Consider the following 14,573-nt stretch of genomic DNA (forward strand, 5'->3'; position numbering starts at 1 on the left):
CCTACGGGGCTCACCCCAGGGCTTTGTCCAAGTTGAAGGCCGCGCTGATCAGGGCCAGGTGGGTGAAGGCCTGGGGAAAGTTGCCCTGTTGTTCGCCGGTGTGGCCGATCTCCTCGGCGTACAGGCCGAGATGGTTGGCATAGGTGAGCATCTTCTCGAAGGCCAGGCGTGCCTCGTCGAGCCGGCCGGCCCGGGTCAGCGCCTCGACGTACCAGAAGGAGCAGATCGAGAAGGTGCCCTCCTCGCCGCGCAGCCCGTCGGGGCTCACCTTCGGGTCGTAGCGGTAGACCAGCGAGTCGGAGACCAGGTCCTCGGTGAGCGCGTCGAGCGTGGAGAGCCACTTCGGGTCGGTCGGCGAGATGAACTTGGCCAGCGGCATCATCAGCACCGCGGCGTCCAGCACGTCGTCGTCCTCGTGCTGGACGAAGGCCTTGCGCGCCGGTGACCAGCAGCGGTCCATGATCCGCCGGTAGATCGTGTCCCGGGCGCCACGCCAGCGCGGGAGGTCCGCGGGCAGGCCCCGGCGGTTGGCCAGTCTGATCGCCCGCTCGATCGCCACCCAGCACATGAGCCGGGAGTAGAGGAAGTTCTTACGGCCGCCGCGGGTCTCCCAGACACCTTCGTCGGGCTGGTCCCAGTGGTCGCAGACCCACTCGACCAGTGCGCAGATGTCGTCCCACTGGTCGCTGGAGATCGGCTGGGCCCACTTGTCGTAGAGGTAGACCGAGTCGATGAGGGCGCCGTAGATGTCGAGCTGGAGCTGGTCGGCGGCCGCGTTGCCGATCCGGACGGGGGCGGAGCCCTGGTACCCCTCCAGGTGGCCGAGCTCCTCCTCGTGCAGGTCGGTGCGCCCGTCGATGCCGTACATGATCTGCAGCGGGCCCGCGGGGCGGCCGTCCCCCGGGCTGATGTGCCGGGCCGTGAACGCCATGAACGACTTGGCCTCGCTGGTGAACCCCAGGCGCAGGAGGGCGTACACGCAGAACGCCGCGTCGCGCACCCACACGTACCGGTAGTCCCAGTTCCGTTCGCCGCCGATCTGCTCGGGCAGGCTGGTCGTCGCGGCGGCCACGATCGCGCCGGTCGGCGCGTAGGTGAGCAGCTTGAGGGTCAGCGCGGAGCGGTGCACCATCTCGCGCCACCGGCCGCGGTACTGGGAGGCGGTCAGCCAGTTCCGCCAGAACGCCACGGTGGCGCCGAACAGCTCCTCCGCCTCGGCGCGCGGGCAGCAGCGGGGCTGTATGTCGCCGCTGACCTGGTCGAGGGCGAACACCGCCGACTCGCCCTCGTGGAGTTTGAAGTCCGCCGTCGCGTCGAGCCCGTCGCAGGCGAGCGGCTCGGTGGAGGTCAGGGCGAGCGACAGGTTCTTCGACTCGAAGACCACCATGTCGTCGTGGAGGCGGGCGGTGTGCGGCTGCGCCGCGTAGTCGAAGCGGGGTGCCACGCGCGCGTGGAAGGGGACCGAGCCGCGTACGCACAGCACGCGGCGGATCAGCCGGTGCCGGTCCGCCTCGGTTCCGCCGCCGTCGCTGTCACCGTCCCCGTGGCCGTCCCCGTCGCCTTCGACCGGCATGAAGTCCTGGATCTCGCCGACGCCGTCCTCGGTGAAGAAGCGGGTGAGCAGGACGTTCGTGTCCGGGAAGTAGAACTGCTTGGTCCTGGCCGGGACGGCGGCGGCCAGTTCGAAGGAGCCGCCCTTGTCCGCGTCGAGGATCGAGGCGAAGACGCTGGGGGCGTCGAAGGAGGGGCAGCAGTACCAGTCGATGGTGCCGTTGATGCCTACCAGGGCGACGCTGCGGAGGTCGCCGATGAGGCCGTGGTCGGCGATCGGCAGGTAGTGGCCGTGGTCTTGGCCGTGGCCTGATGTCGGTGGGTCCTGGTGAGCGGATGCCTCGGACATGGGCTCAGGGTAGACGTTCCACTGGGGGGATTGTCGGTTTTCTGCGGGTCCGATGTGACTGGTCGCGCAGTTCCCCGCGCCCCTGAAGAACGGGGCTGCGCCCCAGTTCTTCGTCGCCCTGAAGGGGCGCGGGGAACTGCGCGGCCCGCCCCCACCGGCCCGCAGTCGACGAGCGGCCGATCAGGCGCCCACGCGGCGGAGCCGCAGAATGTCACGGCCCTGCGCCCCTCCGGGGCGCCACCGCACGGCGCTGCTCAGCGCAGCAGCAGTTGCAGGCCGCCCAGAATCGTCGCTCCGATCACCAGGCGTTCGAACAGGCGCTGGTTGATGCGGTCCACCGCCCACTTGCCGATCAGGGCACCCGGGAGGACGAACGCCACGAGCGCCGCGTCCAGGAGCAGGCTGTGGCCGTCGATCAGGCCGAGGCCGACGCTGAAGGGGACCTTGGAGACGTTGACGATCAGGAAGAAGAAGGCCGAGGTGCCCAGGAAGCCGAGCTTGCGGAAGCCCGCGGAGAGGAGATACATCGACATCACCGGGCCGCCCGCGTTGGCGACCATCGTGGTGAAGCCGCCCATCACCCCGTAGGAGCGGGCCTTCATCCGGCCGGTCCGCGTGGCCACCGAGTCGGGCTCCTCGTCCGTTTCCGTGGTCTCGGCCTTCCGGCGGCGCCACACGGTGACGCCGGCCATGAACAGCAGGATCGCGCCGATCGACGTACGGACCATCGCGTCGTCGGCCCACACCAGGAACACCGTGCCGACGACCACGCCCGCGGCGACCGCCGGGAACAGTTTCCACAGCGTCGGCCAGTGCGCGTGCCGCCGGTAGGTGAGTACGGCGAGCACGTCCCCGACGATCAGGATGGGCAGCAGCACCCCCGTGGACGCCCTGGCCGGCAGGACCGCCGCGAAGATGGCGAGGCTGACGGTGTTGGCCCCGCTCACGGCCGTCTTGGAGAAGCCGACGAGCAGAGCCGCGCCGGCCAGGGCGGCGAACTCCCAGGGAGTGATGTTCCAGAGCGTCATCGTGTTCATGCGGGAACCGATGCTATGCCCACCTATCCGGCCCTGTCAGGGGCGTCTCGACAGGTGACCCCGACAGGTGTCCCCTGCCGCCGCCACCGGCCGCGCGCTCTGGACCGCCTCCTCGCCCCCTGGAAAGATCGCCCCCGATCATCCCGTCCGTCCCTGATCGTCCCCGTACCTTCGCCGCCGTCGATGGAGGACCCATGGCCGACTCCCGCGAACACACCCTCACGGGCACCCGGAGCAGCATCACGGCACGCGAGTGGCCACGGGAACGGCCGCGGTACGTGGCGCTGCTGATCCATGGGTACGGCGAGCACATCGGCCGATACGAGTACGTCGCCGACGTGCTGCACGGGCATGGCGCCGCGGTGTTCGGCCCCGACCACCTGGGGCACGGGAAGTCCGGCGGCGAGCGCGTGCTGATCGAGGACTTCGAGGACGTGGTGGGCGACGTCCACGCCGTGGAGCTGCTGGCCCGGGACACGTACCCGGATGTGCCGGTCGTCCTCATCGGCCACTCGATGGGCGGCCTCGTCGCGGCGCGGTACGCCCAGCGGTACGGGGACGGGCTGGCCGCGCTCGTCCTGTCCGGGCCGGTCATCGGGAGCTGGGGGCCGCTCCATCAGCTGCTCGCGCTCGATCCGCTGCCCGAGGTCCCCATCGACCCGACGGCGCTCTCGCGCGATCCGGCGGTCGGACGGGCGTACGCGGCGGACCCCCTGGTCTGGCACGGGCCGTTCAAGCGGCCCACGCTGGAGGCCTTCGTCCGCACCCTGGACACCATTTCCAAGAGCGGTGACGTGGGGGCTCTCCCACTGCTGTGGCTGCACGGGGACGACGACCGGATCGTACCCCTGGCCGCCAGCCGGGCCGGCATCGAGGAGCTGCGCGGCAGCGAGTGGGACGAGCGCGTGTACCCGGGCGCCCAGCACGAGGTGTTCAACGAGACGGTCAAGGACACGGTCCTGGCCGATGTCACCCGTTTCGTGGACGACGTGCTCGCGTGAAATCCCTCCCGCCGGGCAGGCAGGCAACACACGAAGAGCCTACGAACGAGAAGCCTCCGACAGAGAAGCCTCCGAACGAAAGGGACACCCGATGGCCGACGCCCTCGAACTCGACGCGCTGTGGGCCGAGTTCCACCGCGTGGTGAACATGACCTCACAGGAGCTGGCCGCCTGGCTGCGGGTGAACGACGCGTCCGAGGAGTCCGTGGCGCCACCCGAGCACGCGGGTGCGCCGACCGGTGAGCATGTGCTGGCCATCCTGCAGAAACGGCGCATCGATCTCACCGAGGACGACCTCGACGTGATGTACGAGGTCGTGGACACCGTCACCGCCGAGACCGGCCCGGAGCGCGGGTCGGGGCAGGCGTCCGAGGCAGAGGAGACCCGTCGCCGCCATCGGCTGATGACCCTGGGCCACGACCCGCACCGCCCACAGCTGTGAGCGGTGCGGCCGGCGCGTTCCGTCAGCGCGGGAATAGCACGCTTCAGCGCAAGCTCCACCCGCCCCAGCGCAAGCTCCACCCGCCTCAGCGCAGGATCCACCGCTTCAGCGCAGGGTCCATCCCCCGTCCACCGCGAGGTCTACGCCGTTGACCGCCGTGTTGCGGAGCAGGAAGTCCACCGCGTCCACGACGTCCCGCATGCGTGCGAGCCGGCCCGTGGGCGTCTGCGCGCGGTAGTCCTCCAGCACCCCGGCCGGTTTGTCCGCCCAGAACGGGCTGTCGCCGACGATCCCCGGGTGGACGGCGTTGACGCGGATCGGGGCGAGTTCCAGGGCGAGTGTGCGCACGAGGCCGGTGACGCCCGCGTTCACCGTCGCGACCGTCGTGGCGCCGGGGTAGGGCCGTTCCTTGGCCTGCCCGCCGAAGACCACGACGGCGCTCCCCTCGGTCATGCGCGGCAGCAGCGTGTGGACGACCTCGGTGTAGCCGACGAGTTTGAGGGTCACGAGGTGCAGCGCGGCCTCGACGTCGTACTCGGTGACGGTGTTCCGGTCGCGCGAGATACCGGCGAGCACCAGATGGTCGACGTGCTCGACCCCGGCCAGCGCGGACGCGATCTCCTGCGGCCTGGCGAGGTCCAGGGCGAGCCCGTGCGCGCCGATCTCCTTGGCCCGCGTGTCGGCCCGGTGGGGGTCGCGTCCGGTGAGGACGACGACGTCACCGCGTTCCGCGCGGGCGCGGGCGATCGCGAGACCGATACCGGCCGTGCCCCCGACGACGACAACAGCACTCACGACTCCGCCTCCCTCGTCTCCGGCACCCCCAGTACCTCCGGTACACCCAGTACGCCCAGTACATCCCGCAGGTGGTCCCAGTCGCGCGCGAACCGGTAGGAGTGGCGTGACGGCGGCTGCGGTGCCTGTGTCTCCAGCCAGCGCACCGGCCCCGTACCGGCGTTGCTGAAGCCGTGGACGCAACCGGCGCCCGCCCAGGCGGCGTCGCCCACTCCCAGCCGGTAGCGCTCCCCGTCGAAGGTGGCGTCCACGGCTCCCTCGACGATCAAGTACGTCTCCTCGAAGGGATGGTCGTGCGCGCCCGCGACGCCGTCGGCCGCGTACTGGACCATGAACATCGTCGAGGCGACCGCGCCCAGGTCCGCGTCCACCATCATCTTCACGGTGATCCCGCTGTAGACGAGCAGCGCGGTACGCATGCTCGCCGACACCGACAGGAGGTCCTGGGACTGTTTTCCCGGGTCCATCTGCACGGACTCGAAGTGGCCGAAGGAGCGGGTGCGCGGATCGCGTACGTCGATCCGGACCGGCTCACGGACGGGCAGGTCGGGCACCGCCTGGGTGTCGTGTCCGTAGCGTGCCCTCGGTACCGGCGCGAGCATGTCCGCCCAGCGCGCGACGGTGTCCCCGCCGCCGCGCCAGGCGTGCGGGACGCCGGTCGGCAGCAGCCCGTAGTCACCTTCTTCGAGGAGGTACGAGCCCTCGGGCGTATCAAGGACCACGGTCCCCGAGAGCAGGTGGAAGGACTCCTCGTACGAGTGGACGTGGGCCCCGGCCGTCCCGTGCGGGGTCAGTTCACACACTCCGAAGCCCGTGTGTACGGAGCCGTCCTCCTCCCCCACCATCGACCACCGCGTGAACCCCCGGCTGGGGTAGGGCAGTTGAGTCGGGACGGCGAATGCGGCGTCCGCCGCCCGACGGACCACGTGGTGTGTCATGCCTGCTGCCGCTTCCCACGTGCCTCGGCCGCCGCGGCGAGGCGGTCGCGGGACTCCTCGACCAGGCGCCGTGCCCGCCCGACATCGGCGAGGAGTTTGCCGTCGCGCTTGTGGACGACGCCGTCGACGATGACGGTCTCGACGTTGGAGACGTCCGCGCTCAGCGTGACGGCGGCCACCGGGTCGATGAGCGGCGCGACGTTGAGCGCCGTCGCGTCGATCGCCACGACGTCGGCGCGCTTGCCCGGGGTCAGCGAACCGGTCCGGTCTTCGAGTCCGGCGACGTGCGCGCCGTTGACGGTCGCGATCTCCAGCATCTGACGTGCCGTCAACATGGTGTCGGGGATGGGGCTGTCGGCCTGCCAGCACGCGGCGTTCACGCGGGCCCGCTCGGCGCCGAAGGCCGCACGGATCTGGGTGAACATGTCGCCGGGCACGGTGGTGACGACGTCGATGGACAGGGAGGGCCGCAGACCGTACTCGATCGCCTTCATCACGGGCGGCCAGCCGTGCCCCATCTGTGTCTCGACCTGCGGGGCCACGGAGACGGTGCCGCCGCTGTCGGCGACCATCCGCCATTCCTCCTCGCTGAAGTAGCAGCAGTGGACGTAGGTGGTGTCGGGGCCCAGGAGACCGAGTCCGTGGAGCTGCTTGACCATGCCGAAGCGGCCCGCGAGCCGTCCCATGCCGGCGTGCACGGTGAGGGGGATGCCCAGTTCTCGGGCGAGGCGCCATTCGGCCTCGACGACGTCGTTGATGCAGAAGCCGGGGCCGCGGGTGGCGAGGCCCATCGTCAACAGGCCCTCGTCGGAGGAGAAATGGCGTTCGCGCACCCTCCGTACGTCGTCGCCGGGTATCGCGATCTTGCTCTCGTACCAGTAGTCGGCGAGCGAGGTGTTGGCGCTGCCGTACGCGTACTGGGCGCGGATGCCGGTCTCGGTGAGGGCCTGGACCGCCGCGTCGGGGTGTTCGGGTGTGTTGTTGATGTGGGACCAGTCGACGAGGGTGGTGATGCCGGCGTTCAGACACTCCAGCGAGCCCGCCAGGTTGCCCGCGTACACGTCCTCGGGGCCGTAGACGGGCGCGTAGGTGTCCAGGACCTCGACGAAGTAGTCGTCGAGGGTGGCGTCCGGCGCACAGCCGCGGATGGGGGCTTCCCAGGTGTGCCGGTGGGTGTCGACGAAGCCGGGCAGGACGATGCGGCCCGTCATGTCGAGCACTTCGGCGTCCGCGTCGATGCCGGGTGCGACCGCGGCGATCCTGCCGTCCTCGATCAGGACGTCACCGCCGGGCAGGTCCCCGATGGCGGGGTCCATCGAGAGTACGTGGCCCGAGCGCAGCAGCATTCGGTTGGTCATGGCCCAACTCGCCTCTCTCTATTGCCTGCTTCAGTACGTGGTGAGGTCGCGGACCGTCGCCACGACCTTGTCGACGGTCGGGATGACCTCCGCTTCGAGCACGTCCGCGAACGGCAGCGGCACGCATGCGGCGGCGACCCTGCGGACGGGTGCGTCGAGGAGGCCGAAGCCCTCGTCCGCGACGATCGACACGAGCGTGCCGCCCCAGCCGCCCTGGTAGGGGTTCTCCTCGACGGTCACGAGCCGTGAGGTCTTCGCGAGGGAGCCGAGCACGGTCATCGCGTCGAGCGGTACGAGGCAGCGCAGGTCGATGACTTCGGCGTCGATGCCCTCCTCGGCCAGCCGCTCGGCGGCGGTGAGGGCCAGGGGCACCATCGAGGCGAGGGCCACGAGTGTGACGTCGTCGCCCTCGCGCAGGACGGCCGCCTGTCCCAGTTCGACGACGTGGTCCGGCGGCGCGGGCGGCCCCTTGGTGGCGAGGAGTCCCTTGTGCTCGAAGAAGACCACGGGGTCGTCGCTGCGGACGGCGGCGGCCATCAGGCCGATCACGTCGGCGGGCGTCGCCGGGGCCGCGATCTTCAGTCCGGGGACGGTCAGTGCCCAGTTCTCGGTGGCCTGGGAGTGCTGTGCGCCGAAGCCGAGGCCGCCGCCGTTGGCCGTGCGCACCACCAGCGGCACGGTCACCTGACCACCCGTCATGTAGCGGACTTTGGGGATCTCGTTGGCGAGGTAGTCCCAGCAGCAGGCGAGGAAGTCCGAGAACATGATCTCCGCGACGGGTCGCATGCCGGTCATCGCGGCGCCCATCGCCGCCCCGACGATGGCCTGTTCGGAGATGGGTGTGTCCCACACCCGCCCGGAGCCGAACTCCTCGTGCAGTCCGGCCGTCGTCTTGAACACCCCGCCCGCCGCGCCGATGTCCTCCCCCAGGCACACCACCGCCGGATCGCGCCGCATCTCCCGCGCGATGCCCTCGGCGACGGCCTGCCGGTAGGTGATCACGTCCGCCATCGCGCGCCTCCGTCGGCCCATACGTCGGTCAGCGCCTCCCGGGGATCGGGCGCGGGCGCGTTCTTCGCCGCCTCGACCGCCGCCTGTACGACGGCTGCTGCGCGCTCGTCGGCTTCGGCGACCCGCTCGGCCGGCACCCCGAGTTCGGCGAGCCTGCCGCGGGCCACGTCGAGCGGGTCGTGCTTGAGCCAGCGCTCCACCTCCTCGGCCGGGCGGTAGGTGGCGGGGTCCGCGCGGCTGTGGCCGTAGTGCCGGTAGGTCTGCGCCTCCAGGAGGCCGGGCCCGTCCCCCGCCCGGGCCCGGCCCGCCAGCCGGGCCACCGCCTCCCGTACGGCGACCACGTCGTTGCCGTCGACGATCTCTCCGGGGATGCCGTAGGCGGGCGCCCGGTCGGCCGCGGGGTGGGCCACGGCGGTCACGTCGGCGATCGGGGTGTACTCCATGTAGAGGTTGTTCTCGCAGACGAACAGCACGGGCAGCTTCCATACGGCGGCCAGGTTGAGGGCCTCGTGGAAGGCGCCGATGTTGGTGGCCCCGTCGCCGAAGAAGGCCACGGCGATCTGCCCGGTCCCTCTCAGCCGGGCCGACCAGGCGGCGCCGACGGCCATGGGGAGGTGGGCGCCGACGATCGCGTACGAGCCGAGCATGTGGCCCGACGCCTTGGTGAGGTGCATCGAGCCGCCCTTGGCCCCGCACAGGCCGCTCGCGCGGCTCATCAGTTCGGCGAGGCATTCCTCGGGGGTCGCGCCGCGGGCCAGGGCGTGGTGGTGGCCGCGGTAGGTGGCGAACACGTAGTCGTCGTCGCGCAGGGCGGCGCTCGCGCCGACCGCGACGGCCTCGTGTCCGGCGGCGAGGTGGGTGGTGCCTTTCACGAGGCCGGACAGGAACAGGTCGTGGGCGGCCTTCTCCGTGCGCCGGATGACGGCCATCTCCTCGTAGAGGGCGAGGAGTTCGGCGGTGTCCGGGCCGTCCGCGGTCCGTGGGGCGGTGGTCATCGTCCGCCCCTGCCCTCGCGGGTGTTCAGATGGGACTGGGACTCGCGGCGGGTGTTCAGCTCGCCGCCGACGGTCCAGTACTTGCGGCCCGCGACGAGAAGTTCCTCCGCCGGGAACTTGGTGATCACCTCGCACCCGTCGGCGGTGACGACGACCTCTTCCTCGATCCGGGCCGCCGACCAGCCGTCCGCCGCCGGCCAGTACGTCTCCAGCGCGAACACCATGCCCTCTTCGAGGACTTCGGGGTGGTCGAGCGAGACCAGGCGGCTGAAGACGGGCTTCTCCCAGATGGACAGGCCCACCCCGTGCCCGTACTGCAGGGCGAACGCCGCGGTCTCGTCGGGGAAGCCGAACTCCTCGGCCCGCGGCCAGACTTCGACGATGTCGGCGGTCGTGGCACCGGGGCGGACCAGCGCGATCGCCTCGTCCATGTAGGCACGGCAGCGGACGTACGCGTCGCGTTGTGCGGGTGAGGCGCTGCCGACGGCGAACGTGCGGTAGTAGCAGGTGCGGTAGCCGAGGTGGCTGTGCAGGATGTCGAAGAAGGCGGGGTCGCCGGGGCGGATCAGCCGGTCGCTGTAGACGTGCGGATGCGGTGAACAGCGTTCACCGGAGATCGCGTTGACTCCTTCGACGTATTCGCTGCCCAGGTCGTACAGGACCTTGCTGACCAGTCCGACGCACTCGTTCTCGCGCACGCCCGGCCGTAGGTGGCCGTACAGCTCCTCGTAGGCGGCGTCGACCATCGAGCAGGCCTGGGTGAGCAGGGAGATCTCGTCGGGTGTCTTGACCCTGCGGGCCTCCAGGAAGACCTGCTGGCCGTCGACGACGTCGATGCCCTGCTCCTTGAGGGCGTGCAGGACGGGCATCTCGGCGAGGTCGACGCCGAGCGGTTCGCCCGCGAGGCCGTGTTCGCGCAGTTCGGCGGCCACCTTCGCCGCGACGTCGGCGCCGATCCCGGCGTCCGGATGGAAGGCGCCGCGCAGGGTGGAGATGCCCGCGCGGGCGCCGGTGGGCGGGCCGCCCTCCTTGCCGTCGCCGTGGTCGAGCCACGGGTTGTACAGCTGGTGGTGGCGGGCGGCGGAGCCGAAGTCCCAGACGACCGGTTCGCCGCCGCGGACGAGGAGCGCGAAGCGGATCAGCTTGTCCATCGCCCAGGTGCCGATGTGGGTGGACGACATGTAGCGGATGTTGGCGAAGTCGAAGCTCAGCAGGGCGCCCAACTCGCTCTGGTTCAGGGCCGTGTGGAGCCTCTGAAGGCGTTCCGTGCGGAGCCGGTCGAGGTCGATGCGCTGTTCCCAGTCGACGGCGTTCGGTCCGTAGGTGCGGATTGCCATGACGACCACCACCCTCATCGGGAGTGAACGACCGTCCGGGGAAAGTGTCAAGGCATACTGAACACGAACCAGACACCCACGGCCGGTTCGTCGCCGTCGTTGCGATAGCGGTGCGGGGTCGCCGACTCGAAGCTGACCGCGTCACCGGGCCGGATCACGTACTCGTCGAAGCCGAGGGTGAGGACCAGTTCGCCGGAGGTCAGGTAGCCGTACTCGGTCCCTGCGTGCCGCATCAGAGCGCCCGTGCCTGAGGAGGCTCCGCCGGGGCGGTAGGTCACGAGCAGGAAGTCGACGTCCGTTCCGGGAACCCGGCCGAGACGTTCCCACACGACGCCCGAGTCCAGCTCCAGCACCTCCCGCTCACCACCGCTGACCAGCGGGCCGATCCTGCGGCGGGGGTCGGCGGCGAAGGCGGCGAGCGCGTGCAGGACGGTGCCTTCGCCGGGCGGTGCGCCCACCGGGGCGGGGGCAGGGGCCGGGGTGGGCTCGTCCTCGGTGTCGAAGAGCGACTCCACCGGGATGGCGAGCGCGGTGGTGATCGCGTAGAGGGTGCTCACCGACGGCTGGCTCTTGCCGGTCTCTATCTGCGAGACGAGGCTCGCGGACACCCCGACCTCCCGGGCGAGCGCGCGCAGGCTCATTCCCTGTGCCGTACGCGCCCGGCGGATGCGTGCGCCGACCGGCGGCACCACGACAGGGGACACGGGCGGCTCCTCTCGCAGCGACGGCTCGCACGGGGGCGTCAGACTGCGGTGATCCCCCGGTTGCGGCCATGTTCACCTCCATTGAACAGTACGGCGCTCCCCGTCGCCGTCGGGTTCCCCGATGAGCCGAGCGAGGGTGGTTCCACGGCGCAATCGCGTGTCCGACACCCCACTCCTCATCAAGTTAGCTTAGGCTAAGCTAACTTCCCCTAAGAGGGCTCGGGTGTCCACGCCACCAGGGAGGAGTCCGCCCATGGTCCTGCCCGTCATCAACTCCTATGCCATGCCCGACCGTTCCGCGGTTCCCGCGTCCGGTCCGGCCTGGACGATCGATCCGGCGCGGGCCGCGCTGCTCGTCCACGACATGCAGAACCACTTCGTCCAGGCCTTCCCGCCGGACTGCTCACCCGTCGTGGAACTGATCGACAACATCGCCACCCTGCGCGAACTGGCGGGCACCCTCGGCATGCCGATCGTCTTCAGCGCCGAACCGGCCGAGCAACGTCCCGGCCAGCGCGGTCTGATGCGCGACATCTGGGGACCCGGCATCGGCCCGGTGCCCGACGGGGACGCGGCGGTCGTGACACCGCTCAGGCCCCGGGCGGGCGAACACCTGATGGTCAACGTCCGCCACAACGCCTTCCTCCGCAGCCATCTCGGCAGGCTGCTGCGCGCCGAGGGCCGCGATCAGCTGATCCTCTGCGGGGTGCGGGCGCATCTCGGCATCCTGCTCACGGCCGCGGACGCGTTCATGCACGACATCCAGCCGTTCGTGGTGGCCGACGCGGTGGCCGACTTCTCCGCCGAGGACCACTCCATGGCCCTGCGGTGGATCGCGCGGACCGGTGTCGTCTGCACCACCGACCAGCTGATCCGTCACCTGCTGCACGGCAGGGCGGCACGGAGCATGTGACGGGCTCCGGGCCAAAGGTGACGGCACGTCATCCGTCCGAACGCGGCAGCAAGTGGCTCACGCGCAGGGGCGTCCCGGATACTCGTCGCTCTCCGGTACGCCCGCCTCGCGCATCCTGCGCAGGACCTCGCCCCGCAGCGGCCCCTCGTCGATGTCGACCAGACCATTGGTGTCCCGGTCGAAGACGAGGACGTCCCCCGCGGTGTCCCAGAGCACCCACCTGCGCGGGTACGCGGGTGCCTGCCACAGGTGGGCGTACGTCTCCACGCCGTCGGTGCGTGTACTCACAGTGCGCCTCCTTCGCTCTCCTGGCCGTCGACGAATGTCGCGACCACGTCGATGTCACCGATGCGCGGGACCTCGACACATGTGGGGTCGTCGCCCAGGACGACCAGATCCGCGCTCCTGCCCGGCGTGAGGCTGCCCGCGCGGTCCTCCCAGTGGCAGGCGAAGGCGCCGGCCACGGTGTAGGCGCGCAGTGCCTCGTCGACGGTGATGCCCTCGTCCGGGCCGATGACCTGCCCCGACGCGGAGGCCCGCTCGACCATGAACTGGATCGCCCTGAGCGGCGATCCGTCCGCGACGGGCCGGTCCGAACTGCCGACCAGGGTGATGCCGTGGTCGAGGAATCCCCGTCCACGGTACAGCCAGGGTGCCCGCTCCTCGCCCATGACGGCCGCGTAGTCGTCGCCGAAGTACCGCAGGAAGTTCGGCTGGACCACGGCCGCCACACCCAGCGCCGCGAGGCGGTCCAGCTGGTCGGGCCGGATGAGGCCCGCGTGCTCGATGCGGTGCCGGGCGCCCGGCCTCGGCCGCAGGCGCTGCGCCCGCTCCAGCGCGTCGAGTGCCACGTCGGCCGCCCGGTCGCCGATGGCGTGGACGGCCAGCTGCCAGCCCGCGAGATGTCCGTCGACGATCGTGTCCGCGAGCGACCCGGCGTCTTCCTGCAACTGGCCCGCGTGGTCGAGCCCGTCGTAGGGGCGACTGAGGGCGGCGGTGCGGGCCATCATGCCGCCGTCGGTGTAGATCTTCAGGGCGCCGACGGAGAGCCGGTCGCCGCCGAACCCCGTACGCAGACCGAGGTCGAGGGCGCGGGGGATGCCGTCGTCCCGGTGCGCGGCGACGGGCCGCAGCCGGTCCGCGGAGACCATGAGCTGTACGCGCAGCGGCAGTTTGCCCTGCTCCGGGGCCAGTTGGTACGCGCCCAGCTCGACGGGGCTGTGCCCGAACAGGGCGCCGCCGATGCCCGCCTCGGCGCATCCGGTGATGCCCTCGGCCAGGCAGCCGCGGGCCGCGTGCCCGATCGCGTCGGCCAACTCCTGCTGGGAGTAGGGCAGTCGCAGGGCCCGCGCGGTTCCCATGGCTCCCTCCGCGAGAAAGCCGTCCCCGTCGGCGAGTGCGGCGGGGAGCAGGTCCAGAACGGCGGTGTTGACCATGCAGCCGTGTCCGGAGTCGTGCATCAGGAACACCTTGCGCCCGGCGCTGACCGCGTCGAGTTCGGTCGCGGTCAGATGGCGGCCGAGGCCCCGCTGGTCGTAGCCCGCGAGGTCGGTCCAGCCCCCTTCCGGTGTGCGTGCCACCGCCTCGGCCACCGCTGCCAGTACGTCCTCGACGGACCGGCACGGCGCGATGCTCGGTGTGCCGGCCTTGAAGCCGGTCCAGGCCAGATGGACATGGCTGTCGATGAATCCGGGCAGCACGGTGGCGCCCTGGAGGTCGACCACCCTGCGGGCGGGCAGGTCGGCCACCTCCTCGTCCAGGCCCACGATCCGGTCCCGCCAGATGCCCAGTTCGCGGGCGACGGGACGGTCCGGGTCCATGGTGAGGATGCGGGCGTTGGTGAGTCTCGTGGAGAGCACGGCCGGGACCTCAGCGGGCCTGGTCCGCCGCCGTCCGCTCCACGAGGCTCCTGGGGCGCATGTCCGTCCAGTTGACCTCGATGTGGTCCAGGCACTCCTGCCGGGGAGCGGGGCCGTGGGCGACGGTCCAGCCGGCCGGCACGTCGACGAAGTCGGGCCACAGGCTGTACTGGCCCTCGTCGTTGACGAGCACGGAGTAGGTGCCTTCGGGATTCTCGAACGGGTTGGTGCTCATGAGGGTCCTCCGACTCGATTGCTCTTGCTGGGGTTGATGGGGATGGCG

General features: G+C 70.8%; 15 protein-coding genes. 3 read left to right on the forward strand and 12 right to left on the reverse strand.

Annotation, left to right across the window (positions count from 1 at the left end; translation table 11 throughout):
- Positions 1-10 precede the first annotated feature (10 nt).
- Both C6Y14_RS29475 and C6Y14_RS29480 read right to left on the reverse strand, forming a co-directional pair.
- A complete protein-coding gene (locus C6Y14_RS29475; protein WP_107019902.1) occupies positions 11-1,900 on the reverse strand; it encodes a glycoside hydrolase family 15 protein in 1,890 nt (629 codons plus the stop codon).
- Between the two features lie 254 nt (positions 1,901-2,154).
- A complete protein-coding gene (locus C6Y14_RS29480; protein ID WP_107019903.1) occupies positions 2,155-2,937 on the reverse strand; it encodes a sulfite exporter TauE/SafE family protein in 783 nt (260 codons plus the stop codon).
- Positions 2,938-3,131: 194 nt separating this feature from the next.
- On the opposite strand from C6Y14_RS29480, the gene C6Y14_RS29485 reads away from it, so the two are divergent.
- Both C6Y14_RS29485 and C6Y14_RS29490 read left to right on the forward strand, forming a co-directional pair.
- Positions 3,132-3,938 (forward strand): alpha/beta hydrolase, encoded by an 807-nt coding sequence (locus tag C6Y14_RS29485; RefSeq protein ID WP_107019904.1) that lies wholly within the window; start codon positions 3,132-3,134, stop codon positions 3,936-3,938.
- Between the two features lie 91 nt (positions 3,939-4,029).
- Positions 4,030-4,380, forward strand: coding sequence for a DUF3140 domain-containing protein (locus C6Y14_RS29490; protein ID WP_107019905.1), 351 nt, complete (start codon positions 4,030-4,032; stop codon positions 4,378-4,380).
- Positions 4,381-4,485: 105 nt separating this feature from the next.
- Here C6Y14_RS29490 and C6Y14_RS29495 read toward each other — a convergent pair whose 3' ends face one another.
- Genes C6Y14_RS29495 through C6Y14_RS29525 form a run of 7 tightly spaced genes read right to left on the reverse strand, consistent with a single transcriptional unit; the run spans position 4,486 to position 11,518 of the window.
- Positions 4,486-5,175, reverse strand: coding sequence for an SDR family NAD(P)-dependent oxidoreductase (locus C6Y14_RS29495; protein WP_107019906.1), 690 nt, complete (start codon positions 5,173-5,175; stop codon positions 4,486-4,488).
- Complete coding sequence (locus tag C6Y14_RS29500; RefSeq protein WP_107019907.1) at positions 5,172-6,113, reverse strand: cupin domain-containing protein; 942 nt, start codon at positions 6,111-6,113, stop codon at positions 5,172-5,174. Before C6Y14_RS29500 ends, C6Y14_RS29495 begins: the two co-directional genes overlap by 4 nt.
- Positions 6,110-7,471: an amidohydrolase family protein gene (locus C6Y14_RS29505; protein ID WP_107019908.1), complete on the reverse strand. Its 1,362-nt coding sequence runs from the start codon at positions 7,469-7,471 to the stop codon at positions 6,110-6,112. The genes C6Y14_RS29500 and C6Y14_RS29505 overlap by 4 nt, the downstream gene beginning before the upstream one ends.
- A gap of 30 nt (positions 7,472-7,501) precedes the next feature.
- Positions 7,502-8,482: an alpha-ketoacid dehydrogenase subunit beta gene (locus C6Y14_RS29510; protein ID WP_107019909.1), complete on the reverse strand. Its 981-nt coding sequence runs from the start codon at positions 8,480-8,482 to the stop codon at positions 7,502-7,504.
- Positions 8,470-9,477 carry a thiamine pyrophosphate-dependent dehydrogenase E1 component subunit alpha gene (locus C6Y14_RS29515; protein ID WP_107019910.1) on the reverse strand — a complete coding sequence of 336 codons (1,008 nt, stop codon included), beginning with the start codon at positions 9,475-9,477 and terminating at the stop codon, positions 8,470-8,472. Before C6Y14_RS29515 ends, C6Y14_RS29510 begins: the two co-directional genes overlap by 13 nt.
- Positions 9,474-10,814, reverse strand: coding sequence for a M24 family metallopeptidase (locus tag C6Y14_RS29520; protein ID WP_107020097.1), 1,341 nt, complete (start codon positions 10,812-10,814; stop codon positions 9,474-9,476). The genes C6Y14_RS29515 and C6Y14_RS29520 overlap by 4 nt, the downstream gene beginning before the upstream one ends.
- Positions 10,815-10,861: 47 nt before the next feature.
- On the reverse strand, positions 10,862-11,518 hold the full coding sequence (locus tag C6Y14_RS29525) for a helix-turn-helix domain-containing protein (protein ID WP_107019911.1): 657 nt from the start codon (positions 11,516-11,518) through the stop codon (positions 10,862-10,864).
- A gap of 253 nt (positions 11,519-11,771) precedes the next feature.
- Here C6Y14_RS29525 and C6Y14_RS29530 point away from each other — a divergent pair, with 253 nt between their 5' ends.
- The gene (locus tag C6Y14_RS29530) at positions 11,772-12,431 is read left to right on the forward strand and encodes an isochorismatase family protein (protein ID WP_199854901.1); all 660 of its coding nucleotides are present in this window, start codon (positions 11,772-11,774) and stop codon (positions 12,429-12,431) included.
- A gap of 57 nt (positions 12,432-12,488) precedes the next feature.
- Here the strand turns inward: C6Y14_RS29530 and C6Y14_RS29535 are convergent, their stop codons facing one another.
- From C6Y14_RS29535 to C6Y14_RS29545, 3 genes are read right to left on the reverse strand one after another with little or no spacing between them, the layout of a single operon-like run.
- On the reverse strand, positions 12,489-12,719 hold the full coding sequence (locus C6Y14_RS29535; protein ID WP_107019912.1) for a hypothetical protein: 231 nt from the start codon (positions 12,717-12,719) through the stop codon (positions 12,489-12,491).
- Positions 12,716-14,290 (reverse strand): amidohydrolase, encoded by a 1,575-nt coding sequence (locus C6Y14_RS29540; RefSeq protein ID WP_107019913.1) that lies wholly within the window; start codon positions 14,288-14,290, stop codon positions 12,716-12,718. The genes C6Y14_RS29535 and C6Y14_RS29540 overlap by 4 nt, the downstream gene beginning before the upstream one ends.
- 10 nt (positions 14,291-14,300) lie before the next feature.
- On the reverse strand, positions 14,301-14,525 hold the full coding sequence (locus C6Y14_RS29545) for an MbtH family protein (RefSeq protein WP_107019914.1): 225 nt from the start codon (positions 14,523-14,525) through the stop codon (positions 14,301-14,303).
- Positions 14,526-14,573: the final 48 nt, after the last annotated feature.

It is taken from the genome of Streptomyces dioscori, assembly GCF_003024195.1.
GTDB lineage: Bacteria > Actinomycetota > Actinomycetes > Streptomycetales > Streptomycetaceae > Streptomyces > Streptomyces dioscori.

Coding starts and splice junctions, on each gene's coding strand:
- C6Y14_RS29475 (WP_107019902.1), bottom strand. CDS start 1,900: ATGTCCGAGGCATCCGCTCACCAGGACCCACCGACATCAGGCCACGGC.
- C6Y14_RS29480 (WP_107019903.1), bottom strand. CDS start 2,937: ATGAACACGATGACGCTCTGGAACATCACTCCCTGGGAGTTCGCCGCC.
- C6Y14_RS29485 (WP_107019904.1), top strand. CDS start 3,132: ATGGCCGACTCCCGCGAACACACCCTCACGGGCACCCGGAGCAGCATC.
- C6Y14_RS29490 (WP_107019905.1), top strand. CDS start 4,030: ATGGCCGACGCCCTCGAACTCGACGCGCTGTGGGCCGAGTTCCACCGC.
- C6Y14_RS29500 (WP_107019907.1), bottom strand. CDS start 6,113: ATGACACACCACGTGGTCCGTCGGGCGGCGGACGCCGCATTCGCCGTC.
- C6Y14_RS29505 (WP_107019908.1), bottom strand. CDS start 7,471: ATGACCAACCGAATGCTGCTGCGCTCGGGCCACGTACTCTCGATGGAC.
- C6Y14_RS29510 (WP_107019909.1), bottom strand. CDS start 8,482: ATGGCGGACGTGATCACCTACCGGCAGGCCGTCGCCGAGGGCATCGCG.
- C6Y14_RS29515 (WP_107019910.1), bottom strand. CDS start 9,477: ATGACCACCGCCCCACGGACCGCGGACGGCCCGGACACCGCCGAACTC.
- C6Y14_RS29520 (WP_107020097.1), bottom strand. CDS start 10,814: ATGGCAATCCGCACCTACGGACCGAACGCCGTCGACTGGGAACAGCGC.
- C6Y14_RS29530 (WP_199854901.1), top strand. CDS start 11,772: ATGGTCCTGCCCGTCATCAACTCCTATGCCATGCCCGACCGTTCCGCG.
- C6Y14_RS29545 (WP_107019914.1), bottom strand. CDS start 14,525: ATGAGCACCAACCCGTTCGAGAATCCCGAAGGCACCTACTCCGTGCTC.